At 67.7% G+C, this 20,090-nt stretch carries 18 protein-coding genes and 2 pseudogenes; 8 read left to right on the forward strand and 12 right to left on the reverse strand.

What is annotated here, in order from left to right:
- Positions 1-61: 61 nt before the first annotated feature.
- Positions 62-1,426, reverse strand: coding sequence for a cation:proton antiporter (locus J2728_RS11840; protein WP_309999306.1), 1,365 nt, complete (start codon positions 1,424-1,426; stop codon positions 62-64).
- A gap of 206 nt (positions 1,427-1,632) precedes the next feature.
- Here J2728_RS11840 and J2728_RS11845 point away from each other — a divergent pair, with 206 nt between their 5' ends.
- Together J2728_RS11845 and J2728_RS11850 are read left to right on the forward strand one after the other, a co-directional pair.
- Positions 1,633-1,872, forward strand: coding sequence for a type II toxin-antitoxin system Phd/YefM family antitoxin (locus J2728_RS11845; protein WP_309999307.1), 240 nt, complete (start codon positions 1,633-1,635; stop codon positions 1,870-1,872).
- Positions 1,872-2,372, forward strand: a complete 501-nt coding sequence (locus J2728_RS11850) for a PIN domain-containing protein (protein WP_309999308.1) — start codon at positions 1,872-1,874, stop codon at positions 2,370-2,372. Before J2728_RS11845 ends, J2728_RS11850 begins: the two co-directional genes overlap by 1 nt.
- Before the next feature lie 3 nt (positions 2,373-2,375).
- On the opposite strand, the gene J2728_RS11855 is transcribed toward J2728_RS11850, so the two are convergent.
- The gene (locus tag J2728_RS11855; RefSeq protein WP_309999310.1) at positions 2,376-3,116 is read right to left on the reverse strand and encodes a hypothetical protein; all 741 of its coding nucleotides are present in this window, start codon (positions 3,114-3,116) and stop codon (positions 2,376-2,378) included.
- A gap of 56 nt (positions 3,117-3,172) precedes the next feature.
- The gene (pip, locus tag J2728_RS11860; RefSeq protein WP_309999311.1) at positions 3,173-4,258 is read right to left on the reverse strand and encodes a prolyl aminopeptidase; all 1,086 of its coding nucleotides are present in this window, start codon (positions 4,256-4,258) and stop codon (positions 3,173-3,175) included.
- A gap of 70 nt (positions 4,259-4,328) precedes the next feature.
- Between pip and J2728_RS11865 the strand changes: the two genes are divergently transcribed.
- The 3 genes and pseudogenes from J2728_RS11865 to J2728_RS22290 form a co-directional block, all read left to right on the forward strand.
- Positions 4,329-4,637 (forward strand): DUF1244 domain-containing protein, encoded by a 309-nt coding sequence (locus tag J2728_RS11865; protein ID WP_309999312.1) that lies wholly within the window; start codon positions 4,329-4,331, stop codon positions 4,635-4,637.
- A gap of 62 nt (positions 4,638-4,699) precedes the next feature.
- Complete coding sequence (locus J2728_RS11870; RefSeq protein WP_309999313.1) at positions 4,700-5,389, forward strand: helix-turn-helix transcriptional regulator; 690 nt, start codon at positions 4,700-4,702, stop codon at positions 5,387-5,389.
- A gap of 279 nt (positions 5,390-5,668) precedes the next feature.
- Positions 5,669-5,818 (forward strand): annotated as a pseudogene (locus J2728_RS22290) (hypothetical protein); the annotation flags it as partial.
- A 248-nt stretch (positions 5,819-6,066) separates the two neighbouring features.
- On the opposite strand, the pseudogene J2728_RS22295 reads toward J2728_RS22290, so the two are convergent.
- Positions 6,067-6,188: pseudogene (locus tag J2728_RS22295) on the reverse strand (hypothetical protein); the annotation flags it as partial.
- A 15-nt stretch (positions 6,189-6,203) separates the two neighbouring features.
- On the opposite strand from J2728_RS22295, the gene J2728_RS11880 reads away from it, so the two are divergent.
- Positions 6,204-6,533, forward strand: coding sequence for a hypothetical protein (locus tag J2728_RS11880; protein WP_309999314.1), 330 nt, complete (start codon positions 6,204-6,206; stop codon positions 6,531-6,533).
- Here the strand turns inward: J2728_RS11880 and J2728_RS11885 are convergent.
- The 7 genes from J2728_RS11885 to J2728_RS11915 form a co-directional block, all read right to left on the reverse strand.
- A complete protein-coding gene (locus J2728_RS11885) occupies positions 6,530-7,636 on the reverse strand; it encodes a sugar kinase (RefSeq protein ID WP_013078702.1) in 1,107 nt (368 codons plus the stop codon). The two genes, J2728_RS11880 and J2728_RS11885, sit on opposite strands and share 4 nt — an antisense overlap.
- A 6-nt stretch (positions 7,637-7,642) precedes the next feature.
- Positions 7,643-8,317, reverse strand: coding sequence for a bifunctional 4-hydroxy-2-oxoglutarate aldolase/2-dehydro-3-deoxy-phosphogluconate aldolase (locus J2728_RS11890; RefSeq protein WP_062099881.1), 675 nt, complete (start codon positions 8,315-8,317; stop codon positions 7,643-7,645).
- Between the two features lie 687 nt (positions 8,318-9,004).
- Positions 9,005-11,734, reverse strand: coding sequence for a phosphoenolpyruvate carboxylase (gene ppc, locus J2728_RS11895; protein ID WP_309999316.1), 2,730 nt, complete (start codon positions 11,732-11,734; stop codon positions 9,005-9,007).
- Between the two features lie 174 nt (positions 11,735-11,908).
- Complete coding sequence (gene kduD, locus J2728_RS11900) at positions 11,909-12,664, reverse strand: 2-dehydro-3-deoxy-D-gluconate 5-dehydrogenase KduD (protein WP_309999317.1); 756 nt, start codon at positions 12,662-12,664, stop codon at positions 11,909-11,911.
- A 156-nt stretch (positions 12,665-12,820) separates the two neighbouring features.
- Positions 12,821-13,663, reverse strand: a complete 843-nt coding sequence (kduI, locus tag J2728_RS11905) for a 5-dehydro-4-deoxy-D-glucuronate isomerase (protein WP_309999319.1) — start codon at positions 13,661-13,663, stop codon at positions 12,821-12,823.
- 24 nt (positions 13,664-13,687) lie between these two features.
- Positions 13,688-15,151, reverse strand: coding sequence for a glucuronate isomerase (gene uxaC, locus J2728_RS11910; protein ID WP_309999320.1), 1,464 nt, complete (start codon positions 15,149-15,151; stop codon positions 13,688-13,690).
- Positions 15,152-15,259: 108 nt separating this feature from the next.
- Positions 15,260-16,333, reverse strand: coding sequence for a LacI family DNA-binding transcriptional regulator (locus J2728_RS11915; protein ID WP_309999321.1), 1,074 nt, complete (start codon positions 16,331-16,333; stop codon positions 15,260-15,262).
- Positions 16,334-16,491: 158 nt separating this feature from the next.
- On the opposite strand from J2728_RS11915, the gene J2728_RS11920 reads away from it, so the two are divergent.
- On the forward strand, positions 16,492-18,000 hold the full coding sequence (locus J2728_RS11920) for a UxaA family hydrolase (protein WP_309999322.1): 1,509 nt from the start codon (positions 16,492-16,494) through the stop codon (positions 17,998-18,000).
- Between the two features lie 83 nt (positions 18,001-18,083).
- Complete coding sequence (locus J2728_RS11925) at positions 18,084-19,532, forward strand: mannitol dehydrogenase family protein (protein WP_309999324.1); 1,449 nt, start codon at positions 18,084-18,086, stop codon at positions 19,530-19,532.
- Here the strand turns inward: J2728_RS11925 and J2728_RS11930 are convergent.
- Positions 19,529-20,089, reverse strand: a complete 561-nt coding sequence (locus J2728_RS11930) for a sugar transferase (protein ID WP_309999325.1) — start codon at positions 20,087-20,089, stop codon at positions 19,529-19,531. The genes J2728_RS11925 and J2728_RS11930 overlap by 4 nt on opposite strands.
- Position 20,090: the final 1 nt, after the last annotated feature.

A 20,090-nucleotide genomic window follows, 5' to 3' on the forward strand; every position in this document is an offset into this window, starting at 1 on the left:
GCGAGAAACGCAACCTTCGGCAAATGCTGCCGACTAAAGGTTGCACAACCCCCGATCGAAATCAGGCCCGAGCGCCGTCCGGCACGGCGTCCAGCTCGCCGCTGGCGCGGGCCTTCTTGCCGTAGACGACCTCGAACAGCGGGCTGGCCATCACCGTTGTGACGATGGCCATCAGCACCAGCATCGCGAACAGCGTCGGACCAATGATGCCCTTCTGCAGGCCGATGTTGATGATGATCAGCTCCATCAGGCCGCGCGAGTTCATCAGCGCGCCGATGCCCATGGCGGTGCTGTGGCTCTCGCCGGTCAGGCGGGCGGCGGCGTAGCAGGCGCCCCACTTGGCCAGCACCGAGGCGACCAGGATCCCGAGCGCGATCAGCAGCAGCTCCGGCGAGTTGACCATGTCCATCCGGGTGTTCAGGCCCGAATAGGTGAAGAACATCGGCAGCAGCAGCACGACCGCGATCGGCTCGACCTTCTTCTTCAGCTCCTCGACGAACAGGCCGCGCGGCATGAAGACGCCCAGCAGGAAGCCGCCGAAGATGGCGTGGATGCCGACCGCGTCCATCACGAAGGCCGACAGGCAGAACGCCATCAGGGTGATGGCCAGGACGGTCAGGCTCATCTCGCCGTCGCGCTCGACCATGCGGCCCAGCGGCGCCAGCACACGCTTGCCGAACAGGACCATGAAGACGACGTAGGTCAGGCCTCCCCCGATCGCCAGGATCGCCAGGCCCGGCCCGCCGCCGAAGGTCGCCAGCACCAGGGCCAACACGCACCACGAGACCGCGTCGTCGAAGGCGCCGGCGGTCAGCGACAGCGTGCCCAGCGAGGTCTTGGCCAGGCCCCGCTCGTTGATGATCCGAGCCAGCATCGGGAAGGCCGTCAGCGCGATGCACGCGCCCATGAACAGCGTCGCGTTGGCCTGGCTGATGCCCGCCGCGAACAGGCCAGGCACCTTCAGCAGGAACGGCGTGATGATCGCGGCGATCAGGAACGGCGCGGCGATGCCGGCGAACGAGACGCTCATCGCGCTCTTGGCCTTGGCCCTGAAGTGGCCCGCCTGGAAGCTGGTGCCGACCATGAACATGTAGAGCCCGACGCCCAGCTGCGAGCCGACATAGAGGACGTTCTTGGTCTCCTTGGGGAACAGCGTCGCCTGGAAGTCGGGGAACAGAAGTCCCAGCAGCGATGGCCCCAGGACCACGCCGGCGATCATCTCGCCCACCACCTGCGGCTGGGCCAGCAGCTTCTTGCCGAGCCAGCCGACCACGCGGCAGGCCAGCAGGATCACGGCCAGCTGCAGGAAGAAATGGATGGAAAAGTCGCCCGGCGCGTAGCTGTGGGCGGCGGCCGCGGTGGCCGGACCGTGCGGCGACAGGATCTCTGACGCGGTCTTCAATGTGTCGGCAAGCAGGTCGGACACTGGTGTTAGCCCCCTAACGGATCGTCTTGGCTTTACGCCTTGTCGCCATGCCGACCAGAGAACCGCCTTCCGCGCAATCCCCGGAAAGCGTTTTTGACGCAAGCGTCAGAAGATTGTTTTTGCTGGCGAATTTTCTGTTGCCGGAACAACACTATGTAGTAACGTACCTACAGACAGCCTTGTCATTCCCAGCCCGCGAGCGCGCGATGAAGGTCCTCACCAGCCGCGAGTTCAATCAGGACGTCAGCCAGGCCAAGCGCGCGGCGCGACTCGAGCCGGTGTTCGTTACCGACCGCGGCAAGCCCACCCACGTGCTGATGAGCATCGAGACCTATCGCCGGCTGACCGGCCAGACCGAGACGATCGTCGACCTGCTGGCCATGCCCGCGCCCCTGCACCCGCTGGACCTCGACGCCGCCCGCGCGCCCGAGACGTGGGAGCGCTGATGCACCTTCTCGACACCGAGGTCGTGTACGCCCTGCGCGAGGCCAAGAGCGGCCGGGCCGACGCGGCGCTGACCGCTTGGGCGTCCGGCGCGGCGCGCACCAGCCTGTTCGTCTCGGCCCTGACCTTGCTGGAGTTGGAAACCGCCGTCGCCCGCGCCGAACGCAAGGACAAGGCGCAAGGGACCGCGCTGCGTGACTGGCTGGACAACCGTGTCGCCCCCGCCTTCGACGGGCGCATTCTGCCGATAGACGCCGCCGTGGTCCGTCGCCGGGCCAGCGTGCCGCTGTCCGACGGCCGAGACGCCTTGCTGGCGGCCACCGCCCTCGAGCACGGCCTGACCCTGGCGACCCGTGACCTCGCGGCCTTCGCCAAGGTCGTGCGCCTGAAGCTGCTGAATCCCTGGACCTACAAGCCCGAGGTGGCGGAGGAAGACGAGGACTGGGGCCAGGCCGCCAAGGCCGGCGCGCAGTGGTTGCGCAACATCTTCGTGCGCGGCTGAGCCCTACTGGACGCCCGAGGTGTCGCCCGCGGCGGCCACGATGGCCGTGAACGGCGCCAGCGGCGCCGCGACAACCGGCGGCGGCGCGGGCGCGGCGGCGACATGGACCGGAACGGCCTCGGCGGCGACCAGCGGAGGCTTCGGCGCGGGCTTGGCGGAGACATAGACCGTGCGCTCGCCCTGGCAGGTCCCGGCGTTCATCAGGCCCTTCAGATAGCCGCGCCGCACGAAGCCGGCCTTGATCGCCTCGCGGACCTGCTGGTCGTGACGCTCGGCGCCGGTCAGGCGGCGGACCCACCCGCGCATCGGGATCACGTCGGTGATCGTGCTGGCCACGACGCCGAGCATCGGCCGCGACAGGCTCTCGTCCTTGTTGTCGTCCTTGGGGTCGTCGTAGTCGTCGCCCAACACGGCGTCGAGCCGCTCGATCTCGGCCTTAAGCGGCGCGCAGCCGGTCTTGGGCGGGGCATACGGATCGGCGACCGCGGTCTTCAGAAGGTCGGGGATCTCGGAGCGCACGACATTGATGTCGCGCAGCGGCGCGACGACGGCCGAGCCGAGATTGTCGGTATTGGCCTCCGACGAGGTCTGGGGCGCCTTTTGGCGCTTGCCCGCCACCGCCGCGTCGGCCGCCCCGATCCCCACGCACAGCACCAGGACGGCCGCGCCGCAATGGCGTAGAGCGCCGACGGGAGGCTTTTGGACGGGCGGCGACATACGGGTGACCTCGCGAGGTTGATCCATGCCCGTTCAACCCGGGAACGGCCCCGCTCGTTCCGCCGCGCGCGCGTTCGTGATCCCTAGACCCTCGGCAGCCCGTCCATGATCGCCGTCAGGGCCAGGACCGTCTGGCCTTCCATGACGCTGTGGCCGGCGTCGGTGATCACGTAGGTCGCCGGCGGCGTTCCCGCCTTCTCCAGTGCCTGGACCAGGCGCGAGGCCTGGGTCAGCGGGCAGACCTGGTCGAACCGGCCGTGGACGATGTGGACCGGCACGTCCTTGAGCGCCCCGACGCCGTCGGTGATTTCGTCAGGCTTCAGGAACAGGTCGTGGGCGAAGAAGTGGGCCTCGATCTGGGCGAAGCTCAAGGCGAACTCGGCCTCGCCGAACTTACCCGGATCGCTGGCGGACGGGATCATGTTCGAGATCGTCCCCTCCCAGACCGACCAGGCCAGAGCCGCTTGTAGCTGGCGCTGGCGCTCGGGTTCGGTGGTGGGAACGCTGTCGAAGATCGCCTTGTAGGCGCCCATCATGTCGTCGCGCAGCTCGGCCGGAATGACCTCGACGAAGGCCTTCCATTCGTCGGGATAAGCGATGTAGGCGCCCGGCTCGGTCAGGCCGTAGGGCTTGCCGGCGAAGGTGGCCGCATTGCCCTGGTACATGTAGAGCAGGTCCTCCTTCGACCCCAGGAAGATGCCGCGCAGGATCAACGAGGCGACCTTGTCCGGATGGCGGATGGCGTAGACCAGCGCCAGCGTGCTGCCCCAGCTGCCGCCGAAGACGTGCATCTTGCCGGTGATGCCGAGTTCGTCGCGCAGGGCGTTGATGTCGGCGACGAGGTAGTCGGTCGTGTTGTGCGCCAGGGCCTTCTCCGGCCCGTCGGCGGCCACGGTCGGGCGGCTCTTGCCGCAGCCGCGCTGGTCGAACAGGATCACGCGGTAACGATCCGGATCGAAGAAGCGCGACATCACCGGCGCGCAGGCGCCACCCGGCCCGCCGTGCAGGAACATCACCGGCTCGCCGTCGGCGCGGCCGTATTCCTCCCAGTAGAGCTCGTGATCCGGCGCGGTGTCGACCCGCAGCCAGCCGGTGCGCAGAGGCTCGCCCTGCGGATAGGTCCACTCGGTGGTCACCTTGCTGGTCGTGCGAAGCCGCGAGAAGTCCATGGTCGAATCCTGTCGAATGCGGAAGCGATACTCTCTAGAGGAAATGCGGCCCTAATCCGAGCAAACGACCATGACCATCGAGATCGAAGACCGCCACGCCGCCGCCGCTTTCCGTCGCCTGGTCGAGCACCTCCAGATGCGCGCCGACGCCCAGAACATCGACCTGATGGGCCTGGCTGGCTTCTGCCGCAACTGCCTTGGCGACTGGGTCAGCGAGGCCTCGGACGGCGCGATCAGCAAGGAGGCCGCCCGCGCGGCGGTCCACGGCATGCCCGCCGCCGAGTGGAAGGCCAAGCACCAGACGCCCGCCACGCCCGAGCAGCTGGCGCGCATGGAGGCGAGCCTGGCGCTGAACGCGAAACTGCGGGGCGAAGCTTAAGCGCCCCGTTGCGAGCCTCGACCGAAGCGTGCTGATCTGCCCGCGTTCGTCCTGGGGTCTCCATGCCTGACCTTTCGCGCCTGTCCGACGCCGAGCGCCGGGCCCTGCTGCTTCTGTCCCAAGGCCACACCGCCAAGAGCGCCGCCGCCCTGCTCGACACGACCGAAGCCGCCGTGAACGAGCGGCTGCGCGAGGCCCGCCGCAAGACCGGCGTCGGCAGCAGCCGCGAGCTGGCGCGCCTGGTCTCCCAAGAAACTCGTGACGAGAAAATCGGGGTGGCCGGACGCGACGCTCATGCGGCAGTCGGGCGGCGTGTCCTCAACCTCCGGGCCCGCTGGCCCGTAATTCTGGGAGTCTCCGCCTTGGTCATCCTGGCCTCCGTCGTCGGCGCCGTCACCGCCCTGGCCGTCTCCGGCCAAGCCGCCCCGGACCCCGCCACGCCGCCGCGCGTGGTCGCCACCTACCCCAAGCCCGGCGACGTCGTCCCGGCGGGGCCGTTGACGCTGAAGGTGACGTTCGACCGGCCGATGCAGCCGGGATGGTCCTTTGTGAACCGGGACCTGGCCAGCTTGCCGCCCTGCGACTGGAAGCAACCGCGCCAGTCGCCCGACGGGCGCAGCTTCTCGGTGAGCTGTAAGCTTGAGCCCGGTCACACCTATTGGATCGGCTTCAATAGCGCCAACCACAAGAACTTCGCCTCGACGGAAGGCGTTCCGGCGACACCGGCGGGGCTGCCGTTCTCGGCGAAGTAGCGCGCCAACGCTCGTAAAGGGACGGGCCTAGAGTCCCTCTCTCTTTGAGAGAGGGAGGGGCCCATGCGCAGCATGGGGGGGGGTGAGAGGTTTCACCCGCTCCAAATTGGGCGCGGCCGCAAGCTACTGGAAGAACAGATGATTTCGAGGCTGACCTCGTAACCTCTCACCCTCCCGCGCCTGACGGCGCGGGCCCCTCCCTCTCTCCAGGAGAGAGGGATTTCGTGGGCGCTCCACAAGCGTTCGGGGAATCTCGTCCTCCCCTCCCAAACCGGCCTTATCCTGTTTGCACCTCGAGGCACTGGGGAGGGCGCGCGGCCAGCGACCTTCGCGGCTTCGGGGGGCGGTCGAGCGGGGACAGGTTCGAGGGGGATACTCGAACGGTCCGGGGATCTGGTTGCTGGCCAGACCCGCCCGCCGCTGGCGTGGTTGGAGGCAAAAGGGCGCGTCTGGCTGCAAGCCCGTCCTCTTCGACCGCTAGGGCTCCCGGAAACGGGAGGCCTGGGTCCCGGTAAGGCCTGAACAAGGCCACCCGACGGGACGCTGATGGAAAACGATCGCGCGAGGCGTCTGGCTTCGTCGAAACGGTAACTACTACTCACACTCCGGACGAACGTCCGGCGCCTCGCATCCCTCCCCGAAACTCACGGTCGCACCGCTGAGCGGTTTCCACGTGCTCCAATCCTCCCCCTAGCGGGGGAGGTGTCGGCCCGAAGGGACGACGGAGGGGGAAGAGGCAAGCTCGGCGGGACTTCCCCCTCCGGCGCTTCGCGCCACCTCCCCCGCTGGGGGGAGGATTTCAGGAGCTCCCCAAATGCCATCGCCTCGAAAGCCACGCCTCAAGCACTCCACCGGCGGCACCCGCGCCAGCCGTCGGCACATCCGCGACAAGAACCGCGTTCAGGCCATGCTCATGGCCCGGTTCATCGCGCTTCACGACCAGATCGAACGCCGCAAGCAATACACCTATCGCGGCGCGTACGGCGCGATCAGCTACTTCAAGCCGGGGGAGCCTATTCCGCCGGGCTACCAGAAGGTCGAGTACGACGAGGACGGCAACGAAACCCCGCCCTACGTCAAAGAAAAAGTCCCCGGCCTTGCGGCCGAGGACTTCTCCTTGTTCTTCAGGGAACGAGAGCTTTAGCGGATGACCCGCGCGCCCTTGCCCTTCATCACGGCCTCGACCTCGGCGGCCTTCACCATCGAGGTGTCGCCCGGGGTGGTCATGGCCAGGGCGCCGTGAGCCGCGCCGTACTCGACGGCGGCCTGCGGACCCTTGCCCTCCATGAAGCCGTAGGCCAGGCCCGAGGCGAAGCCGTCGCCGCCGCCGACGCGGTCGTAGATTTCCAAGTTCTCGCGCATCATCGAGGCGTAGAACTGGCCGCCGGCGTACAGGATCGCCGACCAGTCGTTGACCGAGGCGGTCTTGGCGTTGCGCAGCGTGGTCGCGGCGACCTTGAAGTTCGGGAACTCCTTCACGGCCGTCTCGATCATCTTCTTGAAGTTGGCCGGGTCGATCGAGCTGATGTGCTCGTCCAGGCCTTCCACTTCGAAGCCGAGGCAGGCGGTGAAGTCTTCCTCGTTGCCGATCATCACGTCGACGTACTTGGCGATGTGACGGTTGACCTTCTGAGCGCCTTCCTTGCCGCCCTGCGACTTCCACAAGCTAGCGCGGTAGTTCAGGTCGTAGGAGACGATCGTGCCGTACTTGCGGGCCACTTCGACGGCCTCGATCACGGCTTCGGCGGTGTTGCTGGCCAGGGCCGCGAAGATGCCGCCGGTGTGGAACCAGCGCACGCCTTCCTCGCCGAACAGCTTTTCCCAGTTCACTTCGCCGGGGCGGATCTGCGAGGCGGCCGAGTGACCACGGTCCGAGCAGCCCAGGGCCGGGCGGACGCCGAAGCCCTTTTCGGTGAAGTTCAGACCGACGCGCGTGTTGCGGCCCAGACCGTCGAAGTCACGCCAGATGACGTGCGACTGGTCGACGCCGCCCTGCATCATCAGGTCCTCGACCAGCCAGCCCAGATCGTTGTTCGGCAGGGCCGTGACGACGGTCGAGCGCTTGCCCCAGCACTTGCGGAAGGCGCGGGCGACGTTGTACTCGCCGCCGCCTTCCCAGACGTTGAACTGACGGGCGTTGCGGACCCGGCCGAAGCCCGGGTCGAAACGCAGCATCACTTCGCCGAAGCTGGCGCAGTCCCACTTCGTTTCCGAAGCCGGGCGGATGTTCAGGATGTTGTCGGTCATTTGGTCTTAGGCCTTCCCACGAACCTTCTTGATCAGATCGACGGTCTCGCGGACCTTCTTGGAGATGCCCGCGTAGTCCTTGGCGTCCAGCAGCTCTTGCGTGATCAGCTTGGAGCCCATGCCGGCGGCGACGATGCCCGCGCCGAACCACTTCTTCACCGACGCCTCGTCCGGATCGACGCCGCCCGTCGGCATGATGCGGGTCCAGGGCATCGGGCCCAGCACCGCCTTGACGAAGTCGGGGCCGCCGACCGACGAGCCCGGGAACACCTTGACGATCTCGCAGCCCAGCTCTTCGGCGTACGAGATTTCCGAGGCCGAGCCGCAGCCCGGCGAGTACGGGATCTTGCGACGGTTGCAGACCTTGGCGACGTCGGCGTTCAGGATCGGGCCGACCACGAACTTGGCGCCGTTGGCGATGTAGATGCCGGCGGTCGGGGCGTCGACGATCGAGCCCACGCCCATGATCACGCGCGGATCGGCCTTATCGAAGTAGCGGGTGACTTCGTAGAAGACGTGGCTGGCGAAATCGCCGCGGTTGGTGAACTCGATGCAGGGCGCGCCGCCATCGGCGCAGGCCTGGATCACGTTCTTACAGACCTCGACGTCGGGGTGGTAGAACACCGGGATCACGCCCTGTTCCATCAGGGCGGTCAGCACCGCCATACGGTCTTTCACCATCTCAAACTCCTTCCCGAAGGCTCGTTCTTGCGCGGACCGCCGGAAAGAGGCCCGCGAGAGCAAAATTTCGCCGATGCCGGCTCAGGGCGTTCCCTTAGACCGCGTTGCGCGCAGGCGCCACAACTGGCTTGCCGCGACGTCAAACTAAAGGGCGGATGCGAGGCCGGGCCGTCGGGCTCGGTCGCTCGCGCGAAACTTACTGGTCCTCGTTTCCTTCCCCGAACCTTTTCCTCGCCTCCCCTCGCCCGACCGCCGGCGCAAAAGTCAGGGCGCCGGCATGACCCGACGCCCCGGAGTTCGCGCAGGAGCGAGCTCAAAGAGCCGCGAACGAGACGGCCGACCACGTCGCCGAACCGAAACGTTATGACACCGGTGTCACGTCCACGAAGGAGGAAGTGGCCAGGCCACTTAGCCACCGGTGTCATGTGCAGATAAACAGAAACCGATGGGGAGCGCAAGCGGGGCGAACGTCCGATTTGAAGGCGGACAAGATCTTGAAAACGAAAGACTTTGCAGGGGTGAAAGAACGGGGTTTAGCAGCCCGGCCTCCCGGTGAAGGTCGGAGCCCGGATTCATCCGAGACCCTTGCGGATGACGCGCCTGGCGACCTCGCCTTCCCGCCGCGTCGGTGGGTTCGATCCGCCCCCCCGGCATTCGCCGGGGAGATCGGCGTCTTGAGCGGTCACATCACCCCGTGTTGCGCAGCCCCGCCGCGATGCCGGCCACCGTCAGCTGGATCGCCAGGCGCAACTCCTCGTTCTGGTCCCCCGTTCGACGCCGCGATAGCAGCTCAAGCTGCAGGTGGTTCAGCGGATCGACGACGCGGCCGGCCAGGGCGACGGACTCGGCCAGGTCCGGCTGGTTGTCCAGCAGGCTGCTCCCACCCCGAATGGCCAGGGCCAGCTCGGTCGCCCGCTCATGCTCGCGCCGGATGGCCGCGAAGATCCGCTGGGCGTTTTCCTTGTCCGGCGACAGCTCCACGTACCGCGAGGCGATCGGCATGTGGCTCTGGGCCAGGGCCAGCTCCATGTTCGACAGCAGCGAGGCGAAGAAGTCGAAGCCGCCGGCCAGGTCGCGCAGCTGCTCGACCGACAGGCCGGCGCGATCGACACCCGAGGCGAAGCCGTACCAGCCCGGCAGCATGAACCGCGACTGCGACCAGCTGAACACCCACGGGATGGCCCGCAGGTCCTCGATCTTGCGGCTGGCGGTCCGGCTGGCCGGACGGCTGCCGATATTGAGGCCGACGATCTCGCTGATCGGCGTGACCGACCAGAAGAAGTCCTCGAAGGCCGGGTCGTCATACACCAGGGCGCGGAAGCCGTGGAACGAGGCGTCGGCCAGGGCCGTCATGGCCGCGTCGACCTTGGCGTCGGGCTTCACGACCGGCCGGTCGCTGGACATCAGAACGGCGGCGGCCAGGCCATCGAGATTGCGGCGGGCGGTGGGCTGGTCGCCGAAGCGGCGGGCGATCATCTCGCCCTGCTCGGTCATGCGGATGCGGCCCTGCACGGTGCCGGCCGGCTGGGCCAGCACGGCCTCGGCCGCTGGTCCCCCGCCGCGGCCGACACTGCCGCCGCGGCCGTGGAACAGCTGCAAACCGACGCCCATCCGGTCGGCCTCGCGGGCCAGGGCCGAGGCCCCGACCGCGACGCCGCGCCGGCTGGCGACGTATCCGCCGTCCTTATTGCTGTCGGAGTAGCCGAGCATGATCTCCTGCACCGGCCGATCGCCCAGGATCGAGCGGGCCAGCGGCAGCTCCAGCCACTGGCGCAGCACGGCCGGGCCGTTCTCGAGGTCGCCGATGGTCTCGAACAGCGGCGCGACCTTGACCGAGGCGCGCGGCGCCGCGCCGCCCCAGACCAGGCCGACCTGCTTGAGCAAAACCAGCGGCTCGAGGATGTCGGACAGGGTCGCCGACTTCGAGATGATGTACGCCCCGAGGCACCCGTGGCCGTAGTCGCGCACCGCCTGGGCGGCGGCCGTCATGGTCGCCAGCTCCCGCGTCGTCTCCTCGCTGTAGGCGGTGAACGGCGAGACCAGCGGCCGCTGGTGCGACAACTCTTCGATCAGCAGCTTGCAGCGGGCGTCCTCGTCGAGCTTCAGGTAGGCGACGCCGGAGCCGGCGCGCTCGTAGAGCTCGTGGATCGTGCGCTCGTGGACGTCGGCGTTCTGGCGCAGATCCAGACTCATCAGGTGGAAGCCGCAGGCCTTCACCACGTCGACAAGGGTGCGCAGGGCCGTGCCCACCAGGCGCTCGCCGCCGTTGCGCTCCAGGCTGTCGATGATCACGGACAGGTCCGCGACGAAGGCGTCCGGATGGCCGTAGGGCTCGACGTCGGTGTCGCCGTTGGCGAAAGCGACGGGCTGGCCGGTCAGCTTCTGCGACACGGCCGTCAGGCGGTCGAAGATCAGCTCCAGCGCCAGGCGGTAGGGCTCGTCCAGACGGTGGACCGACGGGTCGCGAGTCTGGGCCGCCAGGGCCAGCAGCTCTTCGGACACCGGCGTGTAGGCCGTCGAGACAGCCAGGTTCGACCACAGCTTGCGGACCTCGCCGGCGTACCAGTCGAGGATCACGCGGGACTGGCTGGCGAAGGCCAGCTTCAGGGTCTCGCCGTTGACGCCAGGGTGGCCGTCGCGGTCGCCGCCCAGCCACGAGCCCAGCTTCAGCAGCGGGGCCAGATGGCCGTGCTGGCCGATCTTGCCGGTCCAGTCGCCATAAAGGTCGATGATCGCCGGCAGGATCGAGGTGCGGACGATCGACAGCGCGTTGCGGATCTCGTCCTTCACCGTGATCCGCTCGGGCCGGTAAAGGCGCGTCCGCCACATCAGGGCGATCTCGCGGAACAGGCTCTCGCGGATCTCGGCCTCGAGGTCCGGCGGCAGATGGTGGCGGCGCAGGGCCATCAGGCGCGAGATCTCGGTCTCGCGGTCGACCATGCTGCGGCGGCGCACCTCGGTCGGGTGCGCGGTCAGCACCGGCACGACGTTCATGGCCGCGAAAGTCTTGGCCAGGTCCTCGTCGGTCTTGCCCTGGCTCTTCAGCCGCTGGACCGCGTCGACGAGGGTGCGAGGACGCTCGTCGCCCGGCTGGGCGTCCGCCTCGGCGTGACGTCGCCGGCCGGCGACGTCCTCGCCGATATTGGCCAGCAGCGACTGGCTGGCGAAGGCGCGGGCCAGGAAGACGGCCTGGTCGGTCGAGAGGTCCGAGAACAAGCGGTCCAGCACAGGCGCGTCGCCGTTGGCCACGTCCTCGTGCGAAGCCACCTTGCGCGCCCGGGCCACCAAGGCCGCCGCCTCCTCGCCTTCCAGATAGGCGATCGCCTCCACCAGCAAATCGCTCAGCAGATTGGCGTTCTTGCGGACGTGTTGGCTGGTCGGACGATCGACGTCGATCGACAGGGCCGGGTTGCGCATGCGCGGACTCCAAGGACCCCAAGCGGCGGGATCCTATGCGGACAGGGGGTTCGAGGGCGCGTCGCGGCGGGGAGGCCTGACGCTAGGGCGCCCTCTAGCCGTCTTCACCTGGCGAGAAAACCCACCCCGCACGATGGTTGCGCTACCATCGGCCGATTGCGTGCTTTTATTTCGTCAGCGGGCCAACCAGCCACCATCCACGGGCAGAGTAATCCCTTGGACGTAGTCCGAAGCCGGCGAGGCCAGGAACACGGCGGCGCCGCCGATGTCCTCCGGACGACCCCAGCGACCGGCCGGAATGCGCGCCAGGATGGCGGCGTTACGGTCCTGGTCGGCGCGCAGGGCCTCGGTGTTATTGGTGTCGAAATAGCCCGGCGCGATGGCGTTGACGTTGATCCCCTTGGTCGCCCACTCGTTGGCGAGGATCTTGGTCAGACCGGCCAGGCCCGACTTGGCGGCCGTGTAGGACGGCACGCGGATGCCGCCTTGGAACGACAGCAAGCTGGCGATGTTGATCACCTTGCCGCCGCCCTGCTTCAGAGCCTGCTTGGCGAAGGCCTGGGTCAGGAAGAAGACGACCTTCAGGTTGGTGTCCATCACCGCGTCCCAGTCGGCCTCGCTGAACTCGATCGAGTCCGCGCGGCGGATGATGCCGGCGTTATTGACCAGGATGTCGGCCTTGCCGAAGGCGGCGACGGTCTCGTCGACCACGCGCTGGACGGGCTCGATCGAGCCGAAGTCGGCCTTGATCGACAGGAACTTGCGGCCCAGGGCCTCGACGGCGGCTTGGGTTTCGGTCGGCTCGCTGCGGCCCGCGGCGGCGATGTCCGCGCCGGCGGCGGCCAGGGCGATGGCGATCCCCTGCCCGATCCCGGTGTTGGCGCCGGTGACGAGCGCGACCTTGCCTTCGAGGCTGAACGGATTGGCCATGGTTCTGATTTCCTGATCCAAAAATCGTGTCATCCCGGAAGCCTCGCAGAGGCTATCCGGGACCCAGGGGCTACCGCTCAGTGCGCGATCCTGGGTCCCGGGTCTTCGCTACGCTTCGCCCGGGATGACACGGAGAAAGCGCCTGGCCTTGCGGCCCTACTTCAGCTGGCAGATGTCCAGCACGTTCATGTCGGTGTAGTCGAGGTTCTCGCCGCCCATCGCCCAGATGAAGGTGTAGTTGGCGGTGCCCGAGCCCATGTGGATCGACCACGGCGGGCTCATCACGGCTTCCTCGTTGGCGATCACGATGTGACGCATCTCGTCCGGCTCGCCCATGTAGTGGAAGACCCGGTCGTTCTCGCCCAAGCCGAAGTAGAAATAGGCTTCCGAGCGGCGGTCGTGCAGGTGGGGCGGCATGGTGTTCCAGACGCTGCCCGGCTTCAGGACCGTCATGCCCAGCAGCAGCTGGGCCGACTTGCAGGTGGTCGGCACGATGTACTGGTAGATCGTGCGCTCGTTGGAGGTCTCCAGCGCGCCGCGCTCCAGGGCGACGGCGTCGGCGAAAGCCAGCTTCTTGGTCTCGAACGCGGCGTGGGCCGGCAGGCTGACCAGGTAGAAGCGCGCGGCCTGGCCGCCCACGCCTTCGAAGGTCACGTCCTTGGCGCCCATGGTCACGTACAGGCCGTCACGCGGCACGATCTCGTAGGCGACGCCGTCGACGGTGATCTTGCCGGTGGTCTCGCCGACATTGATCACGCCCAGCTCGCGGCGCTCCAGGAAGGGGTGGCCAGCGGCCGAGGCGGGCTCGGTCTGGTCGGGCAGCTTGATCGGGCTGGTCGCCACGACGCCGCCGACGACGAAGCGCTCGGCGTGGTTGTAGGTCAGGACGATCTGGCCGTCCTGGAACAGGTCCTGCATCAGGTAGCGGTCGCGCAGGTCGTCGTTGCTGACCGCGAACATCATGTCCGGATGGGTGGCGTGATAGGTCTTGGCGAACATCGGGAAGTCTCCGGAAAGGGTGTTCTATTCTGCGGCGGCGCGCAGCGCGGCGGGGCGAGCCCAGTCCGGACGCTGGTCCAGCTTGTAGGCCTTCTTAGGCAGGTTGTACGTCAGATCGACGATCAGCTCCTCGGCCTCGACCAGGTCCATCCGGTGCTCGGCGACCATGCGGGCCAGGAACGCGCTGTCGACGCGGCGGGCCACGTCGTGACGGGCCGGGATCGACAGGAAGGCGCGGGTGTCGTCGTTGAAGCCGACGGTGTTGTAGAAGCCGGCGGTCTCGGTGACCTGCTCGCGGAAGCGCATCATGCCTTCCGGGCTGTCGTGGAACCACCAGGACGGACCCAGCTTCAGCACCGGATAGTGGCCGGCCAGCGGGGCCAGTTCGCGGCTGTAGACGGTCTCGTCCAGCGTGAACAGGATGATCGACAGGCGCGGATCGTTGCCCAGGCGGGTCAGCAGGGGCTTCAGCGCATCCACGTACTCGGTGCGCATGGGAATGTCGGCGCCCTTGTCGCGGCCGTGCGAGTTCAAGAGGCCGACATTGTGGTTGCGGTGCGAGCCGGGGTGGATCTGCATGACCAGGCCGTCGTCGAGGCTCATCTTGGCCATCTCGGTCAGCATCTGGGCGCGGAACAGCTCGGCCTTTTCAGGCGTCACATTGCCCTTCACCAGATCGGCGAACAGGGCCTCGGCCTCGACGTCGCTCAGGTCGGCGGTGGCCGCCGTCGGGTGACCATGGTCCGAAGAGGTCGCGCCGGCCTCGATGAAGGCCTGACGGCGCAGGCGGTGCGCCTCGAGATACGACTTCCAGCTATAGACGTCCTTACCGGACACCTCGGCGAAGCGCTCGAACGCGCGCGGCCCGCGCTCGTCCTCGAAGTCGATCACGGCGTCGGGACGGTAGGCGGTAATGACGTGGCCGCCCCACCCGCTCTCGCGGATCGCCTTATGGTGATCGAGACTCTCGTGCGGCCCCTCGGTCGTGGCCAGGGTCTCGATGTTGAAACGATCGAACAGCGCGCGCGGGCGATAGGCCTCGGTCGCCAGGGCCTCGGTGATCCGGTCGTAATACGCATCCGAGTTCGAGGCTTCGAGGAACTCGGTGAAGCCAAAGACCTGGCTGAACACGTGGTTCAGCCACACCCACGAGGGCGTGCCGCGGAACAGGTGGAAGTTGCTGGCGAACACCCGCCAGGCCTCGCGCGGATCGGTGTCGGGGACGCCCGCCTTGGACCGCACCTTCAACGCGTCAAGACTGATCCCCTGGCTGTAGAGCATCCGGAACAGGTAGTGATCCGGCGCCAGGAGCAGGTCAGTGGCGTCCTGGAACGGCGCGTTGGTCGCGAACCAGCTGGGGTCGGTGTGGCCGTGGGGACTGATAATCGGCAGGTTCTTGACCAGACCGTACAGGCCGCGCGCGTAGGACCGGGTGGTCGGGTCGGCCGGAAACAGCCGATCATCATGGAAATTCAGAGGCCTGGGCATGGCTTTACGTCTGCTCCCTGTGTGACCGGCGACTTCGCGATGAGCCGCTTCGGCTCGCTTGGTAACCGGTGTCATGTCCCTATGCAAGCCGCGGGCGGCCGCAAGCGTTTATCCCGGAACCGGGCCTGAGGACTCGCGCACCACCAAGCTCGGCTCGGTGGTCGTCATATCGTGGGGCTCGCGGCGCTCGACGCCCAGCAGCTTCTCGGCGGCCATGCGACCGATCTCGCGCGTCGGGGTGCGGACGGTGGTCAGCGGCGGCCACACGGCCTGGGCGATCTGGAAATCGTCGAAGCCAACGACGGTCAGGTCCTGGGGCACCGAAAGGCCCGCCTTCCGCGCCGACTGGAGCACGCCCGCGGCCATTTCGTCATTGCCGCAGAAGATCGCGGTCGGCCGAGGATCGCGCGCCAGCAGGACGTCGCCGCAAGCCATGCCGGACTCGAAGGTGTACCCGCCCTGGACGATATCCTCCGGCGCCAGCTTCAGGCCGGCCTCGGCCAGGGCGTCCTCGAATCCCCCTCGCCGCTCGTGCGACGATCGGAAGCTCTCCGGGCCCGAAATGAAGGCGATCCGGCGATGCCCGAGAGCCAGGATATGCCGCGCGGCCTGAGCCCCGCCCAGCCGGTCGTGACCGACGATCATGTGCTCGGGCTTGTCCAGCTCGACCGAGGCGATGCGGATGTACGAGCAGCCGATCTCGTTGAGCAGCTTGGCCACGCGGTCGTCCTCGGACACCGATGGCGGCAACACCACGCCGAACAATTTCTGGCGCTCGACGAAGGCGCGGATGTCGGCGAGGAACGTCGGACTGGAGCGATCGCAAGGGTGAACCACCAGCTCGAAGCCAGAGCCCCGAAGCCCGTCCAGCAGGCCCAGTTGCATGTTCACGACGTACTGCGGATTAGGGTTGTCGTAGATCATGCCGATCAGGAACGACCGGCGGAACGCCAGCCCCCGCGCCTGCGGATCGGGCGCGTAGCCCCACTCGGCGATCACCGCCTCGATGCGCTCGCGGGTTTCGTCGCGCACGAAGGGGGACTGGTTGATAACGCGCGAGACGGTCTTCTTCGAAACCCCGGCCAGGCGCGCGATGTCGTTGATCGTCGCTCGGCGGCGCCCGCCCTCCACACCGGTCTCGGTCTCGTCCGGAATCGAGGAAGGCGTATTCGAAGGGGTCACGGCGTTTCCAACGGCTTGTATGTTTTCTTTTGTCATACTCTAGGGAAGCCGGGATCGCCACCTACGACGAAAGGTCTGCTTGCCGTCGATCTGACACCGGTTACCATGTCACTGATCTTTTCTTTTGGCGATCCCAGCCGTAACGGCGACATTTCACGATGACTGTAACGCTCCAGCCTCAGCGCGAATCTATCCACCCGGTCGATCCGCGGGACCATGTCGCCACGACCCTGCGCGACATCGCCAACGGCGAGGCGATCGACCTGCATGGCCGGACCATCATCGCGCGCGCGGACATCCCCAAGGGTCACAAGATCGCCATTCGCGCCGCGAAGGCCGGCGAGGATGTCCTGAAGTACGGCTGGCCGATCGGCCTAGCCCTCGCCGACATCGCCGTGGGCGATCATGTTCACGTCCACAATGTCGCCACCCGCCTAGAGGGCGTCGAGGACTTCGCTTGGACGCCGGCGGAGCCCGAGCCTCGGCATGAGGTCGCGCCGCGCGCCTTCCAAGGCTATCGCCGCAAGAACGGCCGGGCCGGTACGCGCAACGAGATCTGGGTGCTGTGCACCGTGGGCTGCGTCGCCAACACCGCCCGCCGCATCGCCGAGAAGGCGAACCAGCGCTTCGCCGGCCGTGTCGACGGCGTCTTCGCCTTCCCTCACCCTTTCGGCTGCTCGCAGCTGGGCGACGATCTGACCCACACCCGCAAGCTGATCGCCGCCCTGGCCAGCCACCCCAACGCCGGCGGCGTGCTGCTGCTCGGCCTGGGCTGCGAGAACAATCAGTTGAAGGCGCTGCTGGAGAGCGCGCCGGAGATCGACCGCGAACGCCTGCGCGGCTTCACGACCCAGATGGTCGAGGACGAGCTGGAGGACGGTCTCGCCGCCGTGGAGGCGCTAGTCGAGATCGCCGAGCGTGACCGCCGCGAGCCGATCCCGATCTCCGAACTCGTCGTCGGCCTCAAGTGCGGCGGTTCGGACGGCTTCTCGGGCGTCACGGCCAATCCGTTGGTCGGCCGCATCGCCGACAAGGTGGCGGACGCGGGCGGCACGCCCGTGCTGACCGAGATTCCCGAGGTGTTCGGCGCCGAGGGCGTGCTGCTGGCCCGCGCCGCCAGCCGCGAGATCTTCGATGAAGCCGTCTGTGTGATCGACGACTTCAAGCGTTACTTCATCGACAACAACCAGCCGATCTACGAGAACCCCTCGCCCGGCAACATCGCCGGCGGCATCACCACTCTGGAGGAGAAGTCGCTCGGCGCCGTGCAGAAGGGCGGCCGGGCGCCGCTGGTCGAGGTGCTGCGCTACGGCGAGCGCGTGGGTCCGCACGGCCTCACCCTGCTGGAGGCGCCGGGCAACGACGCCGTCTCGTCCACGGCCCTGACGGCCGCCGGCGCGACCGTGATCCTGTTCACCACTGGACGCGGCACCCCGCTCGGCTTCCCCGCGCCGACCCTCAAGATCGCCTCGAACTCGGGTCTCGCCCAACGTAAGCCCGGCTGGATCGACTTCGACGCCGGCCAGGTGTTGGCCGGCGTCTCGATGGACGACGCCGCGGACGCCCTGATGGATCTCGTCGTCGAAACCGCGTCTGGCCAATCGACCAAGGCCGAGCTGAACGGCGAGCGCGAGATCGCCATCTGGAAGACCGGCGTGACCCTCTAGAAATTGGTCAAGCCAATTGTCAGCGAGGCCGGACTACAGCATGTAGGCGGCCTGAACGTTCCTCCGATCCCAAGGCGCTTCCCTTGACGGCTTCCTCCGAGACCTCCTCCGCCCTGCGTCTGAGCGCGACCAGCTATCCCGGCGCGATCCCGGGCGTCGCCCTGCCCGCCTACGACCGCGACAAGGTCGAGATCGGCGTCGTCCATTTCGGTCCCGGCGCCTTTCACCGCGCCCACCAGGCCTTCTATTTCGACCAGCTGCTGGCGACCGATCCGCGTTGGGGCATCTGCGCCGTCTCGCTGAAGAGCCCCGGCGTCCGCGACGCCCTGGAGCCGCAGGACGGTCTCTACACCCTGGCCCAGCTGGACGCCGAGACGACGTTCCGCGTGATCGGTTCGATCCGCGAGGTGCTGGTGGCGCCGGAAGATCCGCCGTCCGTCTTCGCCCGCCTGGCCGCGCCGACGACTCGCATGGTCACCCTGACCGTCACCGAAAAGGGCTACACCCTGTCGGCCGAAGGCGGTCTGGACGAAAGCCATCCCGATATCGTTCACGATCTCGCCAACCCGCGCGAACCCAAGAGCGCCGTGGGCTACATCGTCGAAGGCCTGCGCCGTCGTCACGCGGCGGGCCTGGCTCCGTATGCCGTCGTCGCCTGCGACAACCTCGCCGACAACGGCTGGCGCCTGAAGGCGGCCGTGGTCGCCTTCGCCGCCAAGCTCGACGCCGATCTCGCCGCCTGGATCGAGCGCGAAGGTCGCTTCCCGCGCACGATGGTCGACAGCATCACGCCGGCGACGGACGACGCCCTGCGCGCTCGGGTCCTGGCCGCGACCGGCCTGGAAGACGCCTGGCCGATCCAGCGCGAGGCCTTCACCCAGTGGGTCGTCGAGGACGTGCTGCCTTCGGACGCGCCGGACCTCGCGAGCGTCGGCGTCATCCTGACCGACGACGTGCGCGGCTTCGAACGCGCCAAGCTGCGCCTGCTGAACGGCGTGCATTCCACGCTCGCCTATGCCGGCATCCTGCGCGGCCACGAGACGGTGTTCGAGGCGGTCAGCGATCCGGCCCTGGAGTCGCTGGCCCGCGAACTGATGACGCAAGACATCATCCCGACCCTGACCGCGCCGCGCGGCCTCGACCTGGCGCAATACGCCGAGGCCATCCTGGCCCGCTTCCGCAATCCCGAAATCCGCCACTACCTGTCGCAGATCGCCTGGGACGGCTCGCAGAAGCTACCTTTCCGCATTCTCGGCACGCTGACGGAGACGCTGGAAGCCGGCCGCTCGATCGACCGCCTCGCGATCCCGCTGGCGGCCTGGATGCGGTTCATCGCCCTGCGCGCCAAGGCCGGCGAAGCGATCACTGACCCGCTGGTCGAAAAGCTGACGGCGCTCGGCGCCGCGTCGACTGGCGAGGCCAAGACCGACGTGGCAGCCTTCCTGGCGCTGGACACGGTCTTCCCGACGGCGCTGGCGGGCAATCCGACCTTCGTCGCGGCGCTCGAGAAGGCCTACGCCGACCTGGCCTAGCGGGTCACGCCCTTGGCGGTCAGCACCGGCACGACGGTGCTGACCAAGACCTTCAGGTCGAACAGGAACGAGCGCCGGCGCAGATATTCCGCGTCCAGGGCGACCTTGTCCGGAATGGTCAGCTCGTCGCGGCCGTTGATCTGCGCCCAGCCCGTCACGCCGGGACGTAGCACGTCGACGCCGGCGGCCTTGCGCGCTGCGATCAGGTCATCCTGATTGAACAGCGCTGGGCGCGGCCCGACCAGGCTCATGTGGCCGACCAGCACACTCCACAACTGCGGCAGCTCATCCAGGCTCAGCTTGCGCATCAAGGGCCCGACGGGCGTCAGCCAGCGGTCGGGATTGTCCAGCAGGTGGGTCGCGACCTCGGGCGTGTCGATCCGCATGGTGCGGAACTTGGGCATTGGAAAGAGGGCCGAACCCTTTCCCACCCGCTGTGACCAATAGAGCCCGGGCCCCGGCGAGGTGATCCGCACCGCCAGCCACAGGGCAAGCATCGGCGCGGCCAGCACGATCAGGCCGACCGTCGCCGCCAGCAGGTCAAAGGCGCGTTTCAAG

This window comes from Caulobacter segnis (assembly GCF_031454995.1).
Taxonomy (GTDB): Bacteria; Pseudomonadota; Alphaproteobacteria; order Caulobacterales; family Caulobacteraceae; genus Caulobacter; species Caulobacter segnis_E.